This is a genomic window from Streptomyces sp. x-80, from assembly GCF_046549095.1.
Taxonomy (GTDB): Bacteria; Actinomycetota; Actinomycetes; order Streptomycetales; family Streptomycetaceae; genus Streptomyces; species Streptomyces celluloflavus.
Genome location: NZ_JAJPWM010000010.1, coordinates 89280 through 107683 on the forward strand (window position 1 = coordinate 89280; position 18404 = coordinate 107683).

Below are 18404 nucleotides of genomic sequence, written 5' to 3' on the forward strand. Positions count from 1 at the left end.
GTACGGGGGGACGGCGGGATACGGGGACGAATGATCGCACCGGGGTGTAGATCGTGGGCGGGGGAGCGCCACCGTCCGTAGGGCGGCGCCACCGCCCTCACAGCGGCGTCGCGGCCTTCAGCACGAGGAAGAGCGCCACCGCCGAGTTCAGCGAGGAGAGGGCGGAGGCGGCCGTGCCCGCGGCGGCGATCAGGGCGGCGAGGCCCACCGGGGTCAGCGCCGGCGGCCAGCCGCGGGCCGGTGGTACGGGCGCCAGCAGCGCCGCGACCCGGCGCGGTACGGGGCCCGGTTCGGGCGCCGCGAAGTGCGCCAGTTCCGGCAGGCGCGCGGAGCGCGTGATCAGTGCCGCTTTGCCCACCGCGCGGGCGGTCAGCAGCCGGTCGCCGACGACCCGGGCGGCCTCCTCGTCCGCCCAGCGCTCGGTGCTGAACGCGACCGCCGAACGCAGCGGCAGGAGCAGCGGGTTGACGCAGCCGGCCAGCCGTACGGTGAGCAGGTAGCGGTGGTGACGGTGGTTCAGGTGGGCCCGCTCGTGGGCGAAGAGGGCCTGCCGTTCGGCGTCGTCCAGGCTGCGCAGCATGCCGCGCGAGACCGCGATCCGGCCGGGCCGGGCGGGCTTGCCGGGCCGGCCGGGGGTGCCGGGCACCGCGTACGCGTACGGATCGTCGTCCGGCAGCACCGCGGGGTCCGCGCCGGGCGGCAGGCCGTCCAGCGCGCGGTGCGTACGGGTCAGCACGCGGCCGTGCCGGCGCACCGCGGTGCCGCCGGCGGCCAGCGCGGCGGCCAGTGCGGCGATCGCGGCGGTACCGGCGATCTCGGCGAACGGCACCGCGGCCCGTACCTCCGGGTCCGACCAGCCGTCGGGCAGCGGGTTGCCGGGCAGCTGGGCCGTACCGACCACCACCAGCAGCGCCAGGCAGAGCGTGCTGCACAGGCCGAGGACGGCGGAGAGCAGCGTCAGCAGGCGGGTGGTGGCGCGCGGGTGGAGGTGCTGTGCCGCGAGCCTGGCGATCGGCAGCGCGGTGAGCGGCAGGACGAGCGGCAGGAACACGAAGACGCCCACCGCTCAGCCTCCGCGCGCTTCGTCCGAGGGGCGGTGGCCGGTGGCGGGGTGGTGGCCCGGGGAGCGGCGGGCCGGGCCGGGCGCGCGGCCGGATGCGGGGCCGGCGGCGGCGAGGAGGCTGCGCAGCAGCTCTTCGTCGTGTGTGGAGAGGGTGGAGACGAAGCTGGTCAGGACGGCGTCGCGGTCCGGTTCGCCGTCCAGGACGCGGCGCATCCGCAGCGCGGCCAGCCCGGCCTCGTCGGCGGCCGGGGTCCAGACGTAGGCGCGGCCGGCCCGTTCGCGGGTGACGGCCTGTTTGGCGTGCAGCCGGGAGAGGATCGTCATCACGGTGGTGTACGCGAGGTCGCCGCCGAGCCGTTCCTGGACCCAGGCGGCGGTGGCCGGGCCGGGCGCGTGGTGCAGCGCGGCCAGCACCTGGGCCTCCAGCTCGCCCTGTCCGCGCCGGCGGGCGCGGTCGCGGCCCGCGTCGTCGGCGGAATCGTCGGGGCGGTCGCCGGACGGTCCGCCGAAGGATGTGCCGGCGGGTTCGCCGGGGGAACTGCCGGCGGAATCGCCGGGGGTCTCGCCGAAGGGGTGCCCGCCCATACCGTCGCCTCCCGTCGCGCCGGGTGCCCCGTGAGGCCGGGGCACCCGGACATTTTACGGCCCGGAGGTGCCGGGGCGCGGGCCGTGCGGCGCTCGCGGTCCGGTACCGGCCGTCCGTACGCGGCCGGTGTCACGCAGGCAGGCGTGGGTCCGGGGCGGGCGCGGGCGCGCGCCACCGCCGCCGGCCGATGTCGCGCGGGACGGCCGGTTCCCCGCGCCAACTTCTACAGTCCTGTAGATTTCCAGCAATCGCACGGGGACATACCGGTGGGTGACATCGCCGGAACGCAGGCAACACCTGGAGGGAAGCCATGGGAGTCTCGCTGGCCAAGGGCGGCAACGTCTCTCTGTCGAAGGAAGCGCCCGGACTGAACGCGGTCACGGTCGCCCTCGGCTGGGATGTGCGGACGACAACGGGCGCGGACTACGACCTGGACGCCAGTGCCCTGCTGTGCACCGAGGCCGGCAAGGTCGCCTCGGACCAGCACTTCGTCTTCTACAACAACCTCACCAGCCCCGACGGCTCGGTGCAGCACACCGGTGACAACCTGACCGGTGAGGGCGAGGGGGACGACGAGGCCATCAACATCACGCTGTCGAGCGTGCCCGCCGAGATCGCGAAGATCGTCTTCCCGGTCTCCATCCACGAGGCGCAGACCCGCGGGCAGAGCTTCGGCCAGGTCCGTAACGCGTACATCCGCGTGATCAACCAGACGGGCGGCGCGGAGCTGGCCCGCTACGACCTGAGCGAGGATGCCTCGACCGAGACCGCGATGGTCTTCGGCGAGCTCTACCGGAACGGTGCGGAGTGGAAGTTCCGCGCGGTGGGCCAGGGCTACGCGTCCGGCCTGGCGGGCATCGCGGCCGACTTCGGGGTCAACGTCTGACGGTGAGTCCGGCGCCGCGGCGAGCGCCGCGGCAGCGGAGAGGGGGGTGGCGGCGGCCACCCCCCTCTCCGGCTTTTCGGTGCGGAAGACGGTTCAGAGGTCGAACTCGGCCGGGGTGATGTCCAGCGCGAAGCAGACCTCGCGCACCACGGCCTGCTCCGTCTTGTCGAAGTCGCCGTCGGCGCCGCCGATGACGATGCCGATCTGGATCACGGCCCGTGCCTCGACCGGCTTCTTCTTCACCTTGCCGATCTCCTGCATCACGCTGACCTTGCCGAAGTCGAAGTCGGCGGTCAGCTTGTCCAGGTAGGCGTCGAACCGGCGCTGGAGATCGTCCGCGGGGAAGTTCTGGAGCACCTCGTTGGTGCCGATGAGCTGCGCGACCCGCCGGCGCTCGGCCGGGTCGATGGAGCCGTCCGCGGCGGCCACCAGGGCGCACATCGCCATGCTCGCGTCCCGGAAGGCGCCGCTCTTGAGGTCGTTCTTCTTGGCGACGAGCTGGGTCTGCATCGTCTGGGCGGAATCCTTGATCCGGTCCCACAGAGCCATCTGGATCTCCTTGTCGTTTCCGCGTCGTGCATCGCCCGAGCGGCCGTCCGCGGCAACCGGACCTGACCTGGGGCCAAGGGCGGGAGCGATTCGCCTGGGCAATGCGTGGGTCATGCGGAAGTAAAATCTACAACCTCGCGGATGCGGTGGGGGCGCCGCCTCCGCCTCGTCCGCTTCGTATGGCATTGCCCCTGTAGCGACGGAATTTCGGGCCGGGTGCGAGTACGGTGGAGATGTCGTTCCAGTGAGTGGAGACGTCGCCCCGGTGAGGTGGGTGGGCCGTCATGCAGATCCTGTTGACCGTGGTCGTCCTGCTGGGACTGTTCGTCCTGGGCGTGCTCTTCATCGCCCGGGTCAACGCCCAGCAGGCCGGCCGGCTCGCCACGCACAAGTACGCGTCCCTGCTCCCGTCGTTCCGGCTGCGGATGCGCAAGTGGCCGCACGGCGGCGGCGCCCACCCCGGGGCGCACGTGGGCGGGCCCCCGCCGCGTACCCAGCCGGGCGACCCCGGAGCGGACGTCCCCGAGGCGGGCGACGACGGCCGGTGAGCGGCACCGGCCGGTGCACGGTAAGGGCGAGTGAGCCGAGCAGACCAGTGACCAGCGACGACAGGGCCGGCCGTCCGGTGAGGGACTCCCCGGACGCGAGCGCCCGCCGTACCGCCGCCACGGAGTACGACGGGACGTCGCCGTTCCCCACCGGCGGCGAGGCCCCGGCGAGCGGCGGCCGGCGGATGTATGTGACGGTGACCGCCCTCATCGTCATCGCCCCGTTCGTCGGCCTCGGGCTCGCCGTCCCGCTGCTGTGGGGCAGCGTCGTGGGCCCCACCGATCTCGTGCTCGCGGCCGTCTTCTACGTCGTCACGGGCCTGGGCGTCACCGTCGGCTTCCACCGCGGCCTCACCCACGGCAGCTACACCGCCGTCCCCGCGCTGCGGATCGCGCTCGCCGTCGCCGGATCGCTGAGCTTCCAGGGCGATGTCATCGACTGGGTCGCCACCCACCGCAGACACCACGCCTTCACCGACCGCCCCGGCGATCCGCACTCCCCCTACCGCTACGGCACCAGCCTCCGCGGCCAGCTGCGCGGCCTGGTCCACTCGCACATCGGCTGGCTCTTCGGCAACGACCCCACTTCGCCCGAGCACTTCGCCCCCGATCTGCTCGCCGACCGCGGCATCCGCGCGGTGAGCCGGGCGTTCCCGGTGCTCTGCGTGGTCACCCTCGCGCTGCCGTTCGCGCTGGGCTGGGCCATCGGCGGTACCTGGGTCGCCGGCCTCACCGCCCTGCTGTGGGCGGGCTTCCTGCGGATAGCCCTGCTGCACCACGTCGCCTGGAGCGTGAACTCGCTCTGCCATGTGATCGGCGAGCGGCCGTTCCGCACCCGGCGGCACGACCGGGCGACCAATCTGTGGCCGCTGGCCCTGCTCTCGTTCGGCGAGAGCTGGCACAACCTGCACCACGCCGACCCGACCTGCGCCCGGCACGGTGTGGACCGCGGCCAGCTCGACCCGTCCGCCGCCGTCATCCGGCTCTTCGAACGCCTCGGCTGGGTACGGGATGTGCGGTGGCCCGACCCCGCCCGGGTCGCCGCCCGTCGTATCGAAACCCGTCGGATCGAAACGGAGCGTGCCTAGGGCACGCCGCTACGGCCTGGGACGGGCCGCGGCGCGCCGGTGTCCCGGTGTTCCGGCGCCGCGGTGCCGGAACGGGGCGGGGGCCGGGTCCGCGTACTCCTCCGGCCCTTCGGGGCCGTCCATCAACTCACGGAGTCATCATGACCGCCGTTCTCGGGGCCGTACCCGAACACCCGGGCCCGCCGCCCGTCTCCCGTCTGGCCATCGCACCGAACCGCGGTGTCCCGCGGCGCATCGACGGAGCCTGGTGGCCGCACTCCGCCGATCTCGTGGCCGAACTGCCGGAGCTGCTGGCCGCGTTGCCGTTCGACTGGCCGCGGATCACGCACGCCACGGTGAACGGCCCGATGTGGTCCGCGCTGCCCGGCCACACGCTCGTCGCCGGCCATGTCGTCCGGCTGCGCAGGACCGCCGAACGGCCGGGCCCGCACACCATCTGCCTGGTCTCCCCGGGCAACGGCCGCTGGGACCTGCTGGTCGTACCCCCCGACACCCCGGAACCCGAGGCCGTCCGCGTCCTGGCCGCCGCCGCGGCCGGCGCCGACGATCTGACCCCGGCCTGAGACGGGGGGCTTCGGCGGGCGGGGGCGCCCGGTGCGGTGCGAGGTGGTGCCGTTGCCGCGGCACCGGCGACGGCGCAGGCATCAGCCACACCGACGGGCATAACCCGGGAATCCGCGCCGCGCACCCCGTGGCACCCCGCCCGACGCGTCCGGAACGGCGGCGACCCGATCGGTTGGCCGGGGTATCCGGCCAGGTCCGCGACGGATCCGAAGGGTCCGGCTACTGCGTACGGGTGGTGTTCATCCGAAGAACGCCGAACCGGGGCGTCGCTCCTCGCATCCTCGCATTGCGTACTCATCATAAGAAAACGCACCAGATCACCCGTGGATCCGGGTGCGGATCACTCATGGATCTCCCGGCGAGATCCCTACCGAAAGCGAGGGGCCGTGGCTGCGACCAAGGTCATGAAGTTCTGGGCGGTATGCCTTGCCGTACTCGGCAGATTGCTGGCCTCACTGGGCGTCTCCGCCCCGGCGTCGGCGGCCCGCAGAGAGGCCGCGCGGTACGCGCCGGCCCCCTGCGCCGCGCCGTCGGCCGCCACGAGCGCCGCGCCGCCCGCCGCGCTCCCCGGAGCGGACACCGCCGGCGCCGCGCCGCGCACCACCGGCCATGAGCCGTGCACCGCCGCCCCCGTGCCGGACCGCGAACCGGAGGTGGCCACCCGCACCGCTCCGGTCCGTATCTGCGCACCACGGTACGAACTCGGTGCGTACGAACTCGGCGCGTACGACCTGTCGTTGGCCGCCACGACGCAGCTGCCACCCACGATCAAACAGCGCATCAGGGCCGAGGCGCACGGCTCCTCGCCCACCTCGCGCAGCCGCCTGGCCACCGGCGCCGAGTCGCTGCACACCGTCCCCGCCGGGGCCGCGCTGCACACCGACGTCCACCCGGACGCGCTCCCCCCGGCCATCCCGGCGGCCCGCCGCCGGGAGCACACGGACTGCACGGCTTGAGCGGCGGGCCCGGCAACATCCATGACAGCGGGCCGTGGTGTCCTCGGCCGCGATGGCGGGGGACGGCGTCAGGACGGAACGGCGCGTGACCTCTCCGCGCCGGAGAGCTGATCCAGGTGAACGAGGGCACGCGAGCGGTCCCGGTGCTTTTCCCGGTGGACCACGGAAAGATACGAGACGAGAACTGCCCTATGCGGCGGATGTTCCAGTGACTTCATTTACCGGTAACGTCATTTACGGGTAACTCCATTTTATTCCGAGCGGAATGTGCCGCCGGGCCCAGGCATACGGACACGCCGAGCGCGCCGTGGATCCCGCATTGCGTCCCGGATCCCGCATCGCGCCGCGGATCCCGCATTGCGTCGCTATTTCTTCGCCTTCTTGTCGAGCCCCAGCAGCGCGAACGGAGCCTCCGCGCGCCACCGGCGATCGCCAGGACGAGTCCGGCCTTGTGAAGCGGGACGACCGGCTGTCACTTTTTCTGTACGACGTACTTTGGACGGGGCCTCCTGGACGGGCCCGTCGCCCCTCGCCCCCCGCGCCGGCGCCGTCGCGGGCGATGACCCGCACGGCGGCTTCGAGCGGTGCGTGGTGGAGTTTTCGCCACCCGGAAGACGGGACGTAGCGCCAGTGCGCGGCACGGTCCGTCCCGTCCGTCGCCACCCCGCTCATTTCGCGTCAGCTTACGAAGGTGGCGCGCCGGACCGGCGCGAGGCGAAGGTGGGTGGGCAGGCCCGCTGGGCGGGACAGGGCGTGCCGGGGCCGGACCGTCCTGCCCTGGACAGCGTGCCCGTTCCGCGCGGCCACGGGACCAGTACGGGTAAAGCAGGCAATGGCGGCGCCACCGTCCCGGTGCGCCGCCGGTGCCTTCAGGGGGAATAGATGAACGTGGAAGAGCTGTCCGGGCGATTGCCCGCGCTCGCACGCGAACACGGTGTTCCGGGCGGGCAGTTCGCCCTGCACCACAAGGGCGAGAGCCATTCCTTCGTGTTCGGTGAGGAAACGACCGCGGGGGGCGTGGCGGTGACCGGGGACGCCAAATTCCCGGTCGGTTCGATCACCAAGGCGTTCACCGCCGCGCTGGCCATGCTGCTGGTCGACGACGGCGACCTGGAACTCGATGCCCCGGTGGCCGAGGTCCTGACCGAGCTACGGGTGCCGGGTGCCCGGTTCGGCGAGGCGACGACGCTGCGCCAGCTGCTCAGCCACAGCGGCGGACTGCCGCCCGGCCGCGACTCCGACAGCCTGGCCGGCGCCACCCGCCGCGGCTACCTTGCCGACTGCGCCCGGATGGAGCCCATCGGGACGTTCGGTTCGTCGTTCTCGTACTCCAACGTCGGCTATACCGTCATCGGCATGCTCGCCGAGAAGGCCGCCCGGATGGACTGGCGGGAGGCGCTGGAGAGTTTTCTGCTGCGGCCGCTGGACATCGAGCCCGCCTATATCGCGGGTCCCTCGGACCGGCCGTATGTCCCCGGACACGCGGCCCGGACCGCGCCGGGCCGTGCGGTGCCGGTCCGTCAGACGCTGCCCGTCATCGAGGCGCCGGCCGGGGCGCTCGCGCTCAGCGCCCTGGACCTGCTGGCCTTCGGCCTGCTGCACACCGACGACGCGGACGGCGTGCCGGGTCTGCTGGAGCCGGACGCGCTGGCCGGGATGCGGGTCGGTGTGCCAGGGGCCGAACCGTTCGGACTCGCCGACGGCTGGGGACTCGGCCTGTCGCTGTACCGCGCCGACGACGGCGCGTACTGGACCGGCCACGACGGCACCGCCGACGGCACCTCCTGCCATCTGCGGGTCGACCCGGCGGGCGGCACCGTCGTCGCGCTGACCACGAACGCCCACACCGGTATGGCGATGTGGGAGAGCCTTCTGGAGGACCTGCGGGAACTCGGCCTGGACGTGGCCAGTTACGCGTACTCCGCCTTCCGCGACCCCCGGGAGAAGATCCCGGCGCCCCCTGGTTGCCTGGGCCGCTATGTCAACGGTGAGACCGAATACCTGGTCGGCCCGGGGGACGGGGGCGAGCTGACGCTGCGCCTGGACGGCGAGCCGTTCGCCCGTATCACGGTCCACGAGGGGCTCTGCTTCACCCTGCGGGAGCTGGCCGACGGCGGCATGGTCTACCTCGGCCGCTTCCTTGAGGACCCGCGGACCGGCGGCATCGACCAGATCCAGGTCACCGGACGGCGCGCACAACGCGTCTAGCGGCACCGGCCACCGGCCACCGGACGGCGCCACCGCCCCGTACGCCGTCCCGCCCGCGAGCGCGGCGGCGTACGGGGCGGTGGGCAGGGCACCGAGGACGGGGCCCCCGAGCAACGAGCGCATTTTTCTCCTGGCGGCATGTCCCCGTACCCCTGGGTGACGTGTCCCCGCACCGAACCCGGAAGAGGGAACATGGAACGCGGTACGGCATCCTCGCGACCGATGGCCGTGGAAGGCAGGCCCTTCCAGGACCCGGCCGGCACGTCCCCCACCGACCGTTGTCTGCATGAGGTGTTTCAGGAGCGGGCGGTGCGGGTGCCGGAGGCGACGGCGCTGGTTTTCGGTGGGGTGGGGGTCACTTACCGGGAGTTGAACGAGCGGGCGAATCGGTTGGCGCGGGTTCTGGTGGCGCGGGGTGCGGGTGTGGGCACGTTCGTGGCGGTGTGTCTGGAGCGTGGTCCGCAGCTGGTGACGGCGTTGCTGGCGGTGCTCAAGGCCGGTGCGGCTTATGCGTTGCTGGATCCTGCTTTTCCGGATGAGCGTCTTGCTGGGCTCCTTGATGACACGGGGGCTTCTGTTGTGGTGAGTGAGGGGGTGCTGGCGGGGCGGTTGCCTGTCGGCGGGCGTTCTTTGGTGTCCCTGGATGCTGACGCTGACCGGATCGCTGTCGAGGCGCAGGAGTCGGGTGATCTGCCGTGTGCGGCCGGTCCTTCGGATCCGGCCTGCGTCATGTTCACCTCCGGATCGACCGGCCGCCCCAAGGGCGTGGTCGCCCCGCACCGGGCCGCCGTGCGGATCTTCTTCGGCCAGGACTTCCTGGACTTCGGTCCCGACCGGATCTGGTTGCAGGCGGCCCCGATGTCCTGGGACGCCTTCGCCCTGGAGCTGTGGGGTCCGCTGCTGCATGGCGGGACCTGTGTGCTGCACCCCGGCTCGGCGCCCGACCCCGAGGTGATCTCCGAACTGGTCGCCGCGCACGGCATCACCACCTGTTTCCTCTCGACGAGCCTGTTCAACGTGATGGCCGACGAGTACCCGGCCGTCCTGGGCTCGCTGCGCGAGGTGCTGACCGGCGGCGAAGCGGTCTCCCCGGGGCATATGGGCCGGCTGCTGCGCGCCCACCCCGACGTGACGCTCGTCCACTGCTACGGCCCGGTGGAGAGCATGATCTTCGCCACCTGTCACCGCGTCACCGAGGCGGACCCGGACGGGAGGACGGTCCCGATCGGCACGGCCATCGCGCACACCACGGTGCACCTCCTCGACGAGCGGCTGCGCCCGGTGCCGGACGGCGCGGCGGGCGAGTTGTGGATCGGCGGGGACGGGCTGGCTCTCGGCTATCTCGGGCGGCCCGATCTGACGGCCGAGCGGTTCGTGGCGTCCCCTTTCGGTTCTGGTGATCGTCTTTACCGGACGGGGGACCTGGCCCGTGTGCTGCCCTCGGGTGCTCTGGAGTTCCTGGGGCGGGCCGATGACCAGGTCAAGATCCGCGGTTTCCGTATCGAGCCCGGTGAGGTGCGCTCCGCGCTGCTGGCCCATCCCGGCGTCGGCTCGGCCGCCGTCGTCGCCGTCCAGCCGGACTCCGGTCCCCGACGGCTGGTCGCCTACACCGTCGCCGCACCCGGTGCCGACGCGCCCGACGCCACCGCACTGCGCGACGCCCTCGGCAGGACCCTGCCCGCCCACATGATCCCCAGCGCCTTCATCACCCTGGACCGCCTCCCGCTCACCCCCGCCGGAAAACTCGACCACCGCGCCCTCCCCACCCCCGACTGGAACGGGTCGGCCGCCCAGTACGTCGCCCCGCGCACCGCGCGGGAGGCCGCCCTCGCGGGGATCTGGTCCGAGGTGCTGGGGGTGGCACGGGTCGGTGTCGAGGACGACTTCTTCGCGCTCGGCGGCGACTCCATCCTGAGCATGCGGATCGTCTCCCGGGCCCGCGCCGCGCTCGGTGTGCCGGTGCCGCCCCGGGCCCTGTTCGGCGCGCCCACCGTCGCCGGCCTCGCGGCGTCCCTCGCCGGGACCGGTGCGGCCGGTGCGAACCCCGGCGACGTGGGCCACACCCCGATCCCGGCGGCGCCGCGCGACGGTGCGCTGCCGCTCTCCTACGCCCAGCAACGCCTGTGGTTCCTCTACGAGTTCGAGCACGGCGCCGTCGAGTACAACACCTCTGTCGGGCTGCGGCTGTCCGGTCCGCTGGACGGCACCGCGCTGCGCGGCGCCCTGAACGCGCTGGCCGCCCGGCACGAGACGCTGCGCACCACCTTCGACGCCGTCGACGGCCGTGGTGTGCAGACCGTGCACACCACCCTGGAACCGCTGCTGCGTACCGTGTCCCTGCCCGGTCCGGACGACCCGGACGACCCGGACGACCCGGGCGAGGACGGGCGCCGGGCGGAGCTGGACCGGCTGCTGCCCGCGGACGCCGAGCTGCCGTTCGACCTCCGGCAGGGCCCGCCGTTCCGGACCCTGCTGATCCGGCTGGCCGGCGGAGACCATGTACTGGTCCTCACCCTGCACCACATCGTCACCGACGGATGGTCCATGCGGGTGCTCGTCGAGGAGCTGGCCGCCCTCTACGCGGCGGCGCGCGACGAGGCCGCCCCCGCGGACGCGGCGCTGCCCGCCCTGCCGACGCGGTACGCCGACTTCTCCGTGTGGCAGCGCGCACGCCTGTCGGGCCCGGCGGCCGATGCCCAACTCGCCTACTGGAAGCGCAAGCTCGACGGCATCACCCCGCTGCGGCTGCCCGTCGACCGCACCCGCTCGGCGGTCCGCGCGACCAGCGGCGCGGCACACCGCTGCGTACTTCCCGCACCGCTGGTCGAGGCCCTGCGCAAGCTGGGCAAGGAGAGCGGCGCGACGCTGTTCATGACACTGGCCGCGGGCGTCCAGCTGCTGCTGTCGCGCTACAGCGGCGAGACGGACGTGGCGATCGGTACCGCATCGTCCGGGCGTGCGCATCCCGACCTGGAGCAACTGGTCGGCTTCTTCGTGAACACCCTCGTGCTGCGTGCCGAGGTGGACCCCGCACAGGACTTCGCCGGATTCCTCGGCGAGGTGCGGACGACGGTGCTGGAGGCATTCGACGCCGAAGACGTGCCGTTCGACCGGGTGGTCGAGGCGGTCTCCCCCGACCGGGACCTCAGCCGGAATCCACTGGTCCAGGTCGTGGTGGCGCTCCAGCAGGGGCTGCCGGAGCTACCGGACGCCGACGGGCTGCGGATCACCGAGTACGCGCTCCCCCGGTACCACTCGCGGTTCGACCTGTTCGTGGAGTTCTGGCCGCGGAACGGCGGGCTGGACTGCGTGATCGAGTACAGCACCGAGCTGTTCGACGCTGCCACGATCGAGACCATGGGCGGCTATCTGCGCACCCTTTTCGAGAGCGTGGTGGACGCGCCGCACCGGCCGATGGGCCAACTCCCGCTCCTGTCCGCGGCCGAGGAGCGCGGCGCCCTGGTACCCGCCGCCCTGATACCCGCCGCCGGCGACCGTGCCGAGGGCGATGCGCCGGACCGTTGTCTGCATGAGGTGTTTCAGGAGCGGGCGGTGCGGGTGCCGGAGGCGACGGCGCTGGTTTTCGGTGGGGTGGGGGTCACTTACCGGGAGTTGAACGAGCGGGCGAATCGGTTGGCGCGGGTTCTGGTGGCGCGGGGTGCGGGTGTGGGCACGTTCGTGGCGGTGTGTCTGGAGCGTGGTCCGCAGCTGGTGACGGCGTTGCTGGCGGTGCTCAAGGCCGGTGCGGCTTATGCGTTGCTGGATCCTGCTTTTCCGGATGAGCGTCTTGCTGGGCTCCTTGATGACACGGGGGCTTCTGTTGTGGTGAGTGAGGGGGTGCTGGCGGGGCGGTTGCCTGTCGGCGGGCGTTCTTTGGTGTCTCTGGATGCTGACGCTGACCGGATCGCTGTCGAGGCGCAGGAGTCGGGTGATCTGCCGTGTGCGGCCGGTCCTTCGGATCCGGCCTGCGTCATGTTCACCTCCGGATCGACGGGCCGCCCCAAGGGCGTGGTTTCCCCGCACCGGGCGGCGGTCCGGGTGGTGCGCGGCCAGGACTTCGTGGAGTTCGGCCCCCGCCACGTCTGGTTGCAGGCCGCCCCGATGTCCTGGGACGCCTTCGCCCTGGAGCTGTGGGGTCCGCTGCTGCACGGCGGGACCTGTGTGTTGCACCCCGGCTCGGCGCCCGACCCCGAGGTGATCTCCGAGCTGATCGCCGCGCACGGCATCACCACGCTGTGGCTGTCCGCGAGCCTGTTCAACGTGATGGCCGACGAGTACCCGGCCGTCCTGGGCTCCGTCGAGCAGGTGATCACCGGCGGTGAGGCCGCCTCGTCCGCGCACGTCGCCCGCGTGCTGGCCGAATTCCCCGGACTGCGGCTGGTCAACGGCTACGGCCCGGTGGAGAGCATGGTCTTCGCGAGCTCCCACCGCGTCACCCCGGAGGACACCCGGCGCCCCTCGGTGCCGATCGGACACCCGATCGCGCACACCACGGTGCACGTCCTCGACGCACGGATGGCGCCGGTCGCGCCGGGCATCCCCGGTGAACTGTGGATCGGCGGGGACGGGCTGGCTCTCGGCTATCTCGGGCGGCCCGATCTGACGGCCGAACGGTTCATCGCCTCTCCCTTCAGTCCTGGTGAACGTCTTTACCGGACGGGGGACCTGGCCCGTGTGCTGCCCTCGGGTGCTCTGGAGTTCCTGGGCCGGGCCGATGACCAGGTCAAGATCCGCGGTTTCCGTATCGAGCCCGGTGAGGTGCGCTCCGCGCTGCTGGCCCATCCCGGCGTCGGCTCGGCCGCCGTCGTCGCCGTCCAGCCGGACTCCGGTCCCCGACGGCTGGTCGCCTACACCGTCGCCGCACCCGGTGCCGACGCGCCCGACGCCACCGCACTGCGCGACGTCCTCGGCAGGACCCTGCCCGCCCACATGATCCCCAGCGCCTTCATCACCCTGGACCGCCTCCCGCTCACCCCCGCCGGAAAACTCGACCACCGCGCCCTCCCCACCCCCGACGCCATGCCGGTGGACGCGGGTGACTACGTCGCGCCGCGCGGCCGTGCCGAGGAGACGCTCGCCGGGATCTGGGCGGACGTCCTGGGGGTCGAGAAGGTCGGCGCCGAGGACAACTTCTTCGCGCTCGGCGGCGACTCCATCCTGAGCATGCAGGTCGTCTCCCGGGCCCGCGCCGCGGGTCTGACCGTGCACTCCAAGGACGTCTTCCTACGGCAGACCGTCGCGTCGCTGGCCGCCGCGGCGGTCCCGGACGAAGCCGCCGACGAGGCCGCGCGCCGCCGGCCCGAGGCCACCGGCGACGTACCGCTGACGCCGGTCCAGCACTGGTTCTTCGCCCACCACCGGACCGGCCCCGAGCACTTCGACCAGTACGTGGTCCTCGAACTGGACCCGGCCGCCGACCGCGCCGCGGTGGCCGCCGCCGTCGCCGAGCTGCCCCGCCGGCACGACGCACTGCGCAGCCGCTACACCCGTACCGGCGGGCAGTGGCGGCAGCACACCGTTCCGGCGGGCGACGACGACGCACCGCTGCACACCGTCGATCTGTCCGCGCTGGACCCCGCCGAGCAGGACGCGGCGGTGCGCGCTCGGGCCGAGGGGCCGCACCCCGGGGCCCGTCTGGAGGACGACCGCAAGTTCACCGCCGTCCTCTTCGAGCGGGGCACCGGGCGCGCCCCCCAGCTCCTGCTGAGCGCCCATCACCTGGTCGTCGACGGCGTGTCCTGGCGGATCCTGACCGAGGACCTCGACACCGGCTACCGGCAGGCCGCGGCCGGCCGGGCCATCGACCTGGGGCCGGGCACCACCTCGTTCCGGGAATGGGCCCTGCGGCTGGCGCGGCACACCGCCGACGGCGGATTCGCGGCGGAGGCCGGCCACTGGGACGCCGTCACCGCTGCCGCCGACGGCCCGGACGGCTCCGGGGAGCTGCCGACCGACGGCGAGGGTCCCAACACCGTCGGCTCCCTCCGGACCGTGACCGTCCTGCTGACCACCGAGGAGACCCGGGCCCTGCTCCAGCAGGTCCCCGCGGTCTACCGCACCCGCGTCGACGACATCCTGCTCAGTGCCTACGGCCGGGAGCTCGCCCGGTGGACGGGCAGCCCGCGCACGCTCCTCGAACTGGAGGGCCACGGACGCGAGCAGCTCTTCGACGACATCGACCTGACGCGCACCGTCGGCTGGTTCACCAGCCTGTACCCGGTGGGACTCACCGTCGACCCCGACGCGGACTGGGCCACCACGATCAAGTCCGTCAAGGAACAGCTGCGGGCCGTCCCCGGGCGCGGCCTGGGCCACGGCGCACTGCGCCACCTGGGCGGGCCGGACAGCCCCCTGGGCCGGGCGGGGCGGGCCGGGCCGGCGATCAGCTTCAACTACCTCGGCCGGTTCGACACCACGACCGGCACCGACGCCGGTGCGCTGCTGCGGCCCGGTGGCGAGGGCGTCCAGCTCACCGGGCACCCCGGGGAGCAGCGGCCGCACCTGCTGGACGCGGTGAGCCGGGTGGAGTCCGGCCGGCTGGCGATGACCTGGTACTACTCGGCGAACGTGCACGACGAGGCCACCGTGGACCGGCTGGCGCAGCACACCGCCGAGGCGCTGCGGGAGATCGTCCGGCACTGCGCCGACCCCGCCTCCGGTGGTGTCACGCCCTCCGATTTCCCGCTGGCCGGGCTCGACCAGGCCGCCCTCGACCGGGTGGCCGGTGACGGCCGCGCCCTGGAGGATCTCTATCCGCTGACCCCGATGCAGAGCGGCATGCTCTTCCACAGCATGGCCGAACCGGACCAGCCGCTGTACGTGGAGCAGATTTCCTTCGTGCTGGACGGCGTGGCCGATCCGCGGCTGTTCGGCCGGGCCTGGCAGCAGGTCGTGGACCGCACCCCGGTGCTGCGCACCCGGGTCGTCCGCGACGGGCTCACCGAGCCGTTGCAGGCCGTGCACCGTCCGGTGACGCTACCGGTCGGCCACCTCGACTGGCGCGGCCTGGCGGGGGACGACGCACGGCGCGCCGCGCGGGACGAGCTGTTCGACCGGGACCGCGCGGCGGGCCTGGACCTGTCGACCGCCCCGCTGATGCGGGTGACCCTCGCCACGCTGCCCGGTGACGCGGTCCAGGTGCTGTGGACCTTCCACCATCTGCTGCTGGACGGCTGGAGCGCCTTCCAGGTGCTGTCCGACGTATTCGAGTGCTACGGCGCACTGCGGAGCGCGACGGAACCGGCGCTGCCCTTCCGTCCGGCGTTCCGTGACCACGTGGCGTGGCTCGCGGAGCAGGACACCGGGACCGCCGAGGAGTTCTGGCGCCGGGCGCTGCGGGGCTTCGCCGCACCCACCGCGCTGCCCTACGACCGGCAGCCGGTCCGCAACCACCACAGCCGCTCGTCCGGGCGGCTGGGCCTGGAGCTGACCCCGGAACTGACCGCCGGGCTGAACGCCCTGGCCAGAGAGCACCGGCTGACGGTCAACTCCCTGGTGCAGGGGGCCTGGGCGCTGCTGTTGTCGCGCTACAGCGGGGAGCGGGACGTCGTGTTCGGCGCGACCGTCTCCGGCCGTCCGGCCGAGCTGGCCGGGGCGGAGGCCATCCACGGGATCTTCATCAACACCCTGCCGGTACGCGTCGAGGTGGCGGACAGTGCCCCGCTGATGTCCTGGCTGACGCGGCTCCAGGACGCGCAGGCCGAGTCCCGTGGCCATGAGCATCTGCCGCTGGCGCGCGTCCAGGCCGTCGCCGAGGTGCCGAACGGCGGCGGTCTCTTCGAGAGCGTCATCATCTTCGAGAACTATCCGATCGACGAGCGGGCCGGCCACGCGCACGGACTGCGGCTGCGTGACCTGTACGCCGAGGTCGAGACGACCAACTACCCGCTGGCCGTGACGGTGTACCCGGGAGAGCGGCTGACGTTCAGCTTCGCCTACGATCCGGCCCTGTTCGACGAGGAGTCGGTGCGGGTGCTGTCCGGCCGGCTGCGGGAGGTGCTGTCGGGGGCGGCGGCGGCCCCCGGACGGACGCTGCGGGAACTGCCGTGGCTGGCACCGGACGAGTACCGGGCGCTGCTGGCCAACGGTGCCGGCCCGGTACGCGACGCGGGCGCCGGCACGATGGTGCGGCTGCTGGCGGCGCAGGCCGCCCGGACCCCGGAGGCCACCGCGCTCGTCCACGGCCGGGAGACGGTCTCCTACCGGGAGCTGGACGAGCGTTCCAACAGGCTGGCGCGGGAGCTGATCGCCCGCGGTATCGGTCCGGAGGACCTGGTGGCGGTGGCCGTGGTCCCGTCGGTGGATCTGGTCGTCGCGCTGCTGGGCGTCCTCAAGGCGGGCGCCGCCTACGTCCCCGTCGACCCGGACCACCCGGCCGACCGCATCGCGTACGTCCTGGCGGACGCCGCGCCCGTCCTGGTCCTCGCCGACTCCGCGTCCCGGGCGGTGGTTCCGGCCGACGGGCGGCTGCTCGTCGACGGCGCGGGCCACACCGGGCCGGGGGCCGCGCGTGCCTGCGGTCCGGTGCTGGACGGTGAGCGCACGGTGCCGCTGGACCCGGACCATCCCGCGTATGTCATCTACACCTCGGGGTCCACCGGCCGTCCCAAGGGCGTGGTGATCGCGCACCGTTCCTTCGCCGACTACGTCGGCTGGGCCGCCGATGCCTACCCGGGTGCGGCCGGCACCGCCGTACTGCACTCGCCGGTCACCTTCGACCTCACCGTCACCGCCCTCTACACCCCGCTCATCAGCGGCGGTCGGGTACTGATCAGCGGACTGGAGGACGCCGCGGCGGCCTCCGGCCGGGCGCCCGCGTGCTCCCTGCTGAAGGTGACCCCCTCGCACCTGGCGCTGCTGGGTACCCTCGCCGACGAGCTGCTGCCGTCCGGCCACCTGGTGGTCGGCGGTGAGCAGTTGACCGGTGAGGTGCTCGAACAGTGGCGCCGGACGCACCCGCGCGTCACCGTCGTCAACGAGTACGGCCCGACCGAGGCGACCGTCGGCTGCATGGAGTACCGGATCGAACCCGGTGAGCGCAGCGAACCCGGCCCGGTGCCCATCGGCCGCGCCCGCGGCAACACCCTCGTCCGCGTCCTGGACGCCGGTCTGCGGCCGGTGCCCGCCGGGGTGCCGGGCGAGCTGTACATCGCCGGTACCGGACTGGCCCGCGGCTATGTGCGGCGGCCCGCCCTGACCGCCGAACGCTTCGTCGCCGACCCCTACGGTCCGGCCGGCACCCGGATGTACCGCACCGGAGACCTCGCCCGGTGGCGGCCCGACGGAGAACTGGAGTTCCTGGGCCGCACCGACGACCAGGTCAAGATCCGCGGCTACCGCATCGAACTGGGCGAGATCGAATCGGCCCTGCTCGCCCACCCGTTGGTCGCCGAGGCCGTGGTGATCGCCCTCGGCGGCGAGGGCGGCGACTCCGGCCACCAGCGGCTGGCCGGCTACGTCGTGCCCGCCGAGGGCCGGCAGCCGGACCCGGGGGAACTACGGGAGCACATCGCCCTGTCGCTGCCCGGCTACATGGTCCCGGCCGCCGTCGTCGTCCTCGACGCGCTGCCGCTGACCCCCAACGGAAAACTCGACCGGGCGGCGCTCCCCGAGCCACGGACGAGGGCGGGCGCCGATGACCACGTCCCCCCGGGCACGCCCACCGAGGAGGCCCTCGCCGACCTGTGGTCCGCCCTCCTCGGCGTCGAACGCGTCGGTATCCACGACAACTTCTTCGACCTCGGCGGCGACTCCATCCTCAGCATCCAGACCGTGCTGCGCATGAAGGTGGCGTTCGGCCTCGACCTGTCACCCCGTGACGTGATGACCGCACCCACCGTGGCCCAGCTCGCCCTGGTCGTCGAGGACCGGATCCTCGCCGAACTGGAGCAGGCCGCCCTGGCGGGTCCCGAAGGCGACGGGTCGCCGACCACCTAGGCCCGCTGACCCGCCCCCAT

At 73.0% G+C, this 18404-nt stretch carries 10 protein-coding genes; 7 read left to right on the forward strand and 3 right to left on the reverse strand.

Annotated elements, in window-relative coordinates; translation table 11 throughout:
• Positions 1-97 precede the first annotated feature (97 nt).
• Both ACLJWH_RS21460 and ACLJWH_RS21465 read right to left on the reverse strand, forming a co-directional pair.
• The gene (locus ACLJWH_RS21460; RefSeq protein ID WP_411143358.1) at positions 98-1063 is read right to left on the reverse strand and encodes a M56 family metallopeptidase; all 966 of its coding nucleotides are present in this window, start codon (positions 1061-1063) and stop codon (positions 98-100) included.
• A gap of 3 nt (positions 1064-1066) precedes the next feature.
• On the reverse strand, positions 1067-1489 hold the full coding sequence (locus ACLJWH_RS21465) for a BlaI/MecI/CopY family transcriptional regulator (RefSeq protein ID WP_411143521.1): 423 nt from the start codon (positions 1487-1489) through the stop codon (positions 1067-1069).
• A gap of 470 nt (positions 1490-1959) precedes the next feature.
• Here ACLJWH_RS21465 and ACLJWH_RS21470 point away from each other — a divergent pair, with 470 nt between their 5' ends.
• Entirely contained in the window at positions 1960-2535 is a 576-nt protein-coding gene (locus tag ACLJWH_RS21470; RefSeq protein ID WP_381674801.1) for a TerD family protein, read from the forward strand.
• Positions 2536-2628: 93 nt separating this feature from the next.
• Here the strand turns inward: ACLJWH_RS21470 and ACLJWH_RS21475 are convergent, their stop codons facing one another.
• Positions 2629-3084 (reverse strand): tellurite resistance TerB family protein, encoded by a 456-nt coding sequence (locus tag ACLJWH_RS21475; protein ID WP_411143359.1) that lies wholly within the window; start codon positions 3082-3084, stop codon positions 2629-2631.
• A 284-nt stretch (positions 3085-3368) separates the two neighbouring features.
• Here ACLJWH_RS21475 and ACLJWH_RS21480 point away from each other — a divergent pair, with 284 nt between their 5' ends.
• The 6 genes from ACLJWH_RS21480 to ACLJWH_RS21505 all read left to right on the forward strand — a co-directional run bounded on the left by ACLJWH_RS21480 (position 3369) and on the right by ACLJWH_RS21505 (position 18384).
• Positions 3369-3632: a hypothetical protein gene (locus ACLJWH_RS21480; RefSeq protein WP_411143360.1), complete on the forward strand. Its 264-nt coding sequence runs from the start codon at positions 3369-3371 to the stop codon at positions 3630-3632.
• A gap of 185 nt (positions 3633-3817) precedes the next feature.
• Positions 3818-4720, forward strand: a complete 903-nt coding sequence (locus ACLJWH_RS21485) for an acyl-CoA desaturase (RefSeq protein WP_411143522.1) — start codon at positions 3818-3820, stop codon at positions 4718-4720.
• A gap of 140 nt (positions 4721-4860) precedes the next feature.
• Positions 4861-5283 carry a DUF5994 family protein gene (locus ACLJWH_RS21490; protein ID WP_411143361.1) on the forward strand — a complete coding sequence of 141 codons (423 nt, stop codon included), beginning with the start codon at positions 4861-4863 and terminating at the stop codon, positions 5281-5283.
• Between the two features lie 387 nt (positions 5284-5670).
• Positions 5671-6240, forward strand: coding sequence for a DUF6344 domain-containing protein (locus tag ACLJWH_RS21495; protein WP_411143362.1), 570 nt, complete (start codon positions 5671-5673; stop codon positions 6238-6240).
• Positions 6241-7122: 882 nt separating this feature from the next.
• Positions 7123-8448: a serine hydrolase domain-containing protein gene (locus tag ACLJWH_RS21500; protein WP_411143363.1), complete on the forward strand. Its 1326-nt coding sequence runs from the start codon at positions 7123-7125 to the stop codon at positions 8446-8448.
• A gap of 222 nt (positions 8449-8670) precedes the next feature.
• The gene (locus ACLJWH_RS21505; protein ID WP_411143364.1) at positions 8671-18384 is read left to right on the forward strand and encodes an amino acid adenylation domain-containing protein; all 9714 of its coding nucleotides are present in this window, start codon (positions 8671-8673) and stop codon (positions 18382-18384) included.
• Positions 18385-18404: the final 20 nt, after the last annotated feature.

Bases quoted from the DNA above. Each gene is read 5' to 3' on its own strand.
- ACLJWH_RS21485 (WP_411143522.1), top strand. From the start codon at position 3,818: ATGTATGTGACGGTGACCGCCCTCATCGTCATCGCCCCGTTCGTCGGC.
- ACLJWH_RS21490 (WP_411143361.1), top strand. From the start codon at position 4,861: ATGACCGCCGTTCTCGGGGCCGTACCCGAACACCCGGGCCCGCCGCCC.
- ACLJWH_RS21480 (WP_411143360.1), top strand. From the start codon at position 3,369: ATGCAGATCCTGTTGACCGTGGTCGTCCTGCTGGGACTGTTCGTCCTG.
- ACLJWH_RS21505 (WP_411143364.1), top strand. From the start codon at position 8,671: ATGGCCGTGGAAGGCAGGCCCTTCCAGGACCCGGCCGGCACGTCCCCC.
- ACLJWH_RS21470 (WP_381674801.1), top strand. From the start codon at position 1,960: ATGGGAGTCTCGCTGGCCAAGGGCGGCAACGTCTCTCTGTCGAAGGAA.
- ACLJWH_RS21500 (WP_411143363.1), top strand. From the start codon at position 7,123: ATGAACGTGGAAGAGCTGTCCGGGCGATTGCCCGCGCTCGCACGCGAA.
- ACLJWH_RS21475 (WP_411143359.1), bottom strand. From the start codon at position 3,084: ATGGCTCTGTGGGACCGGATCAAGGATTCCGCCCAGACGATGCAGACC.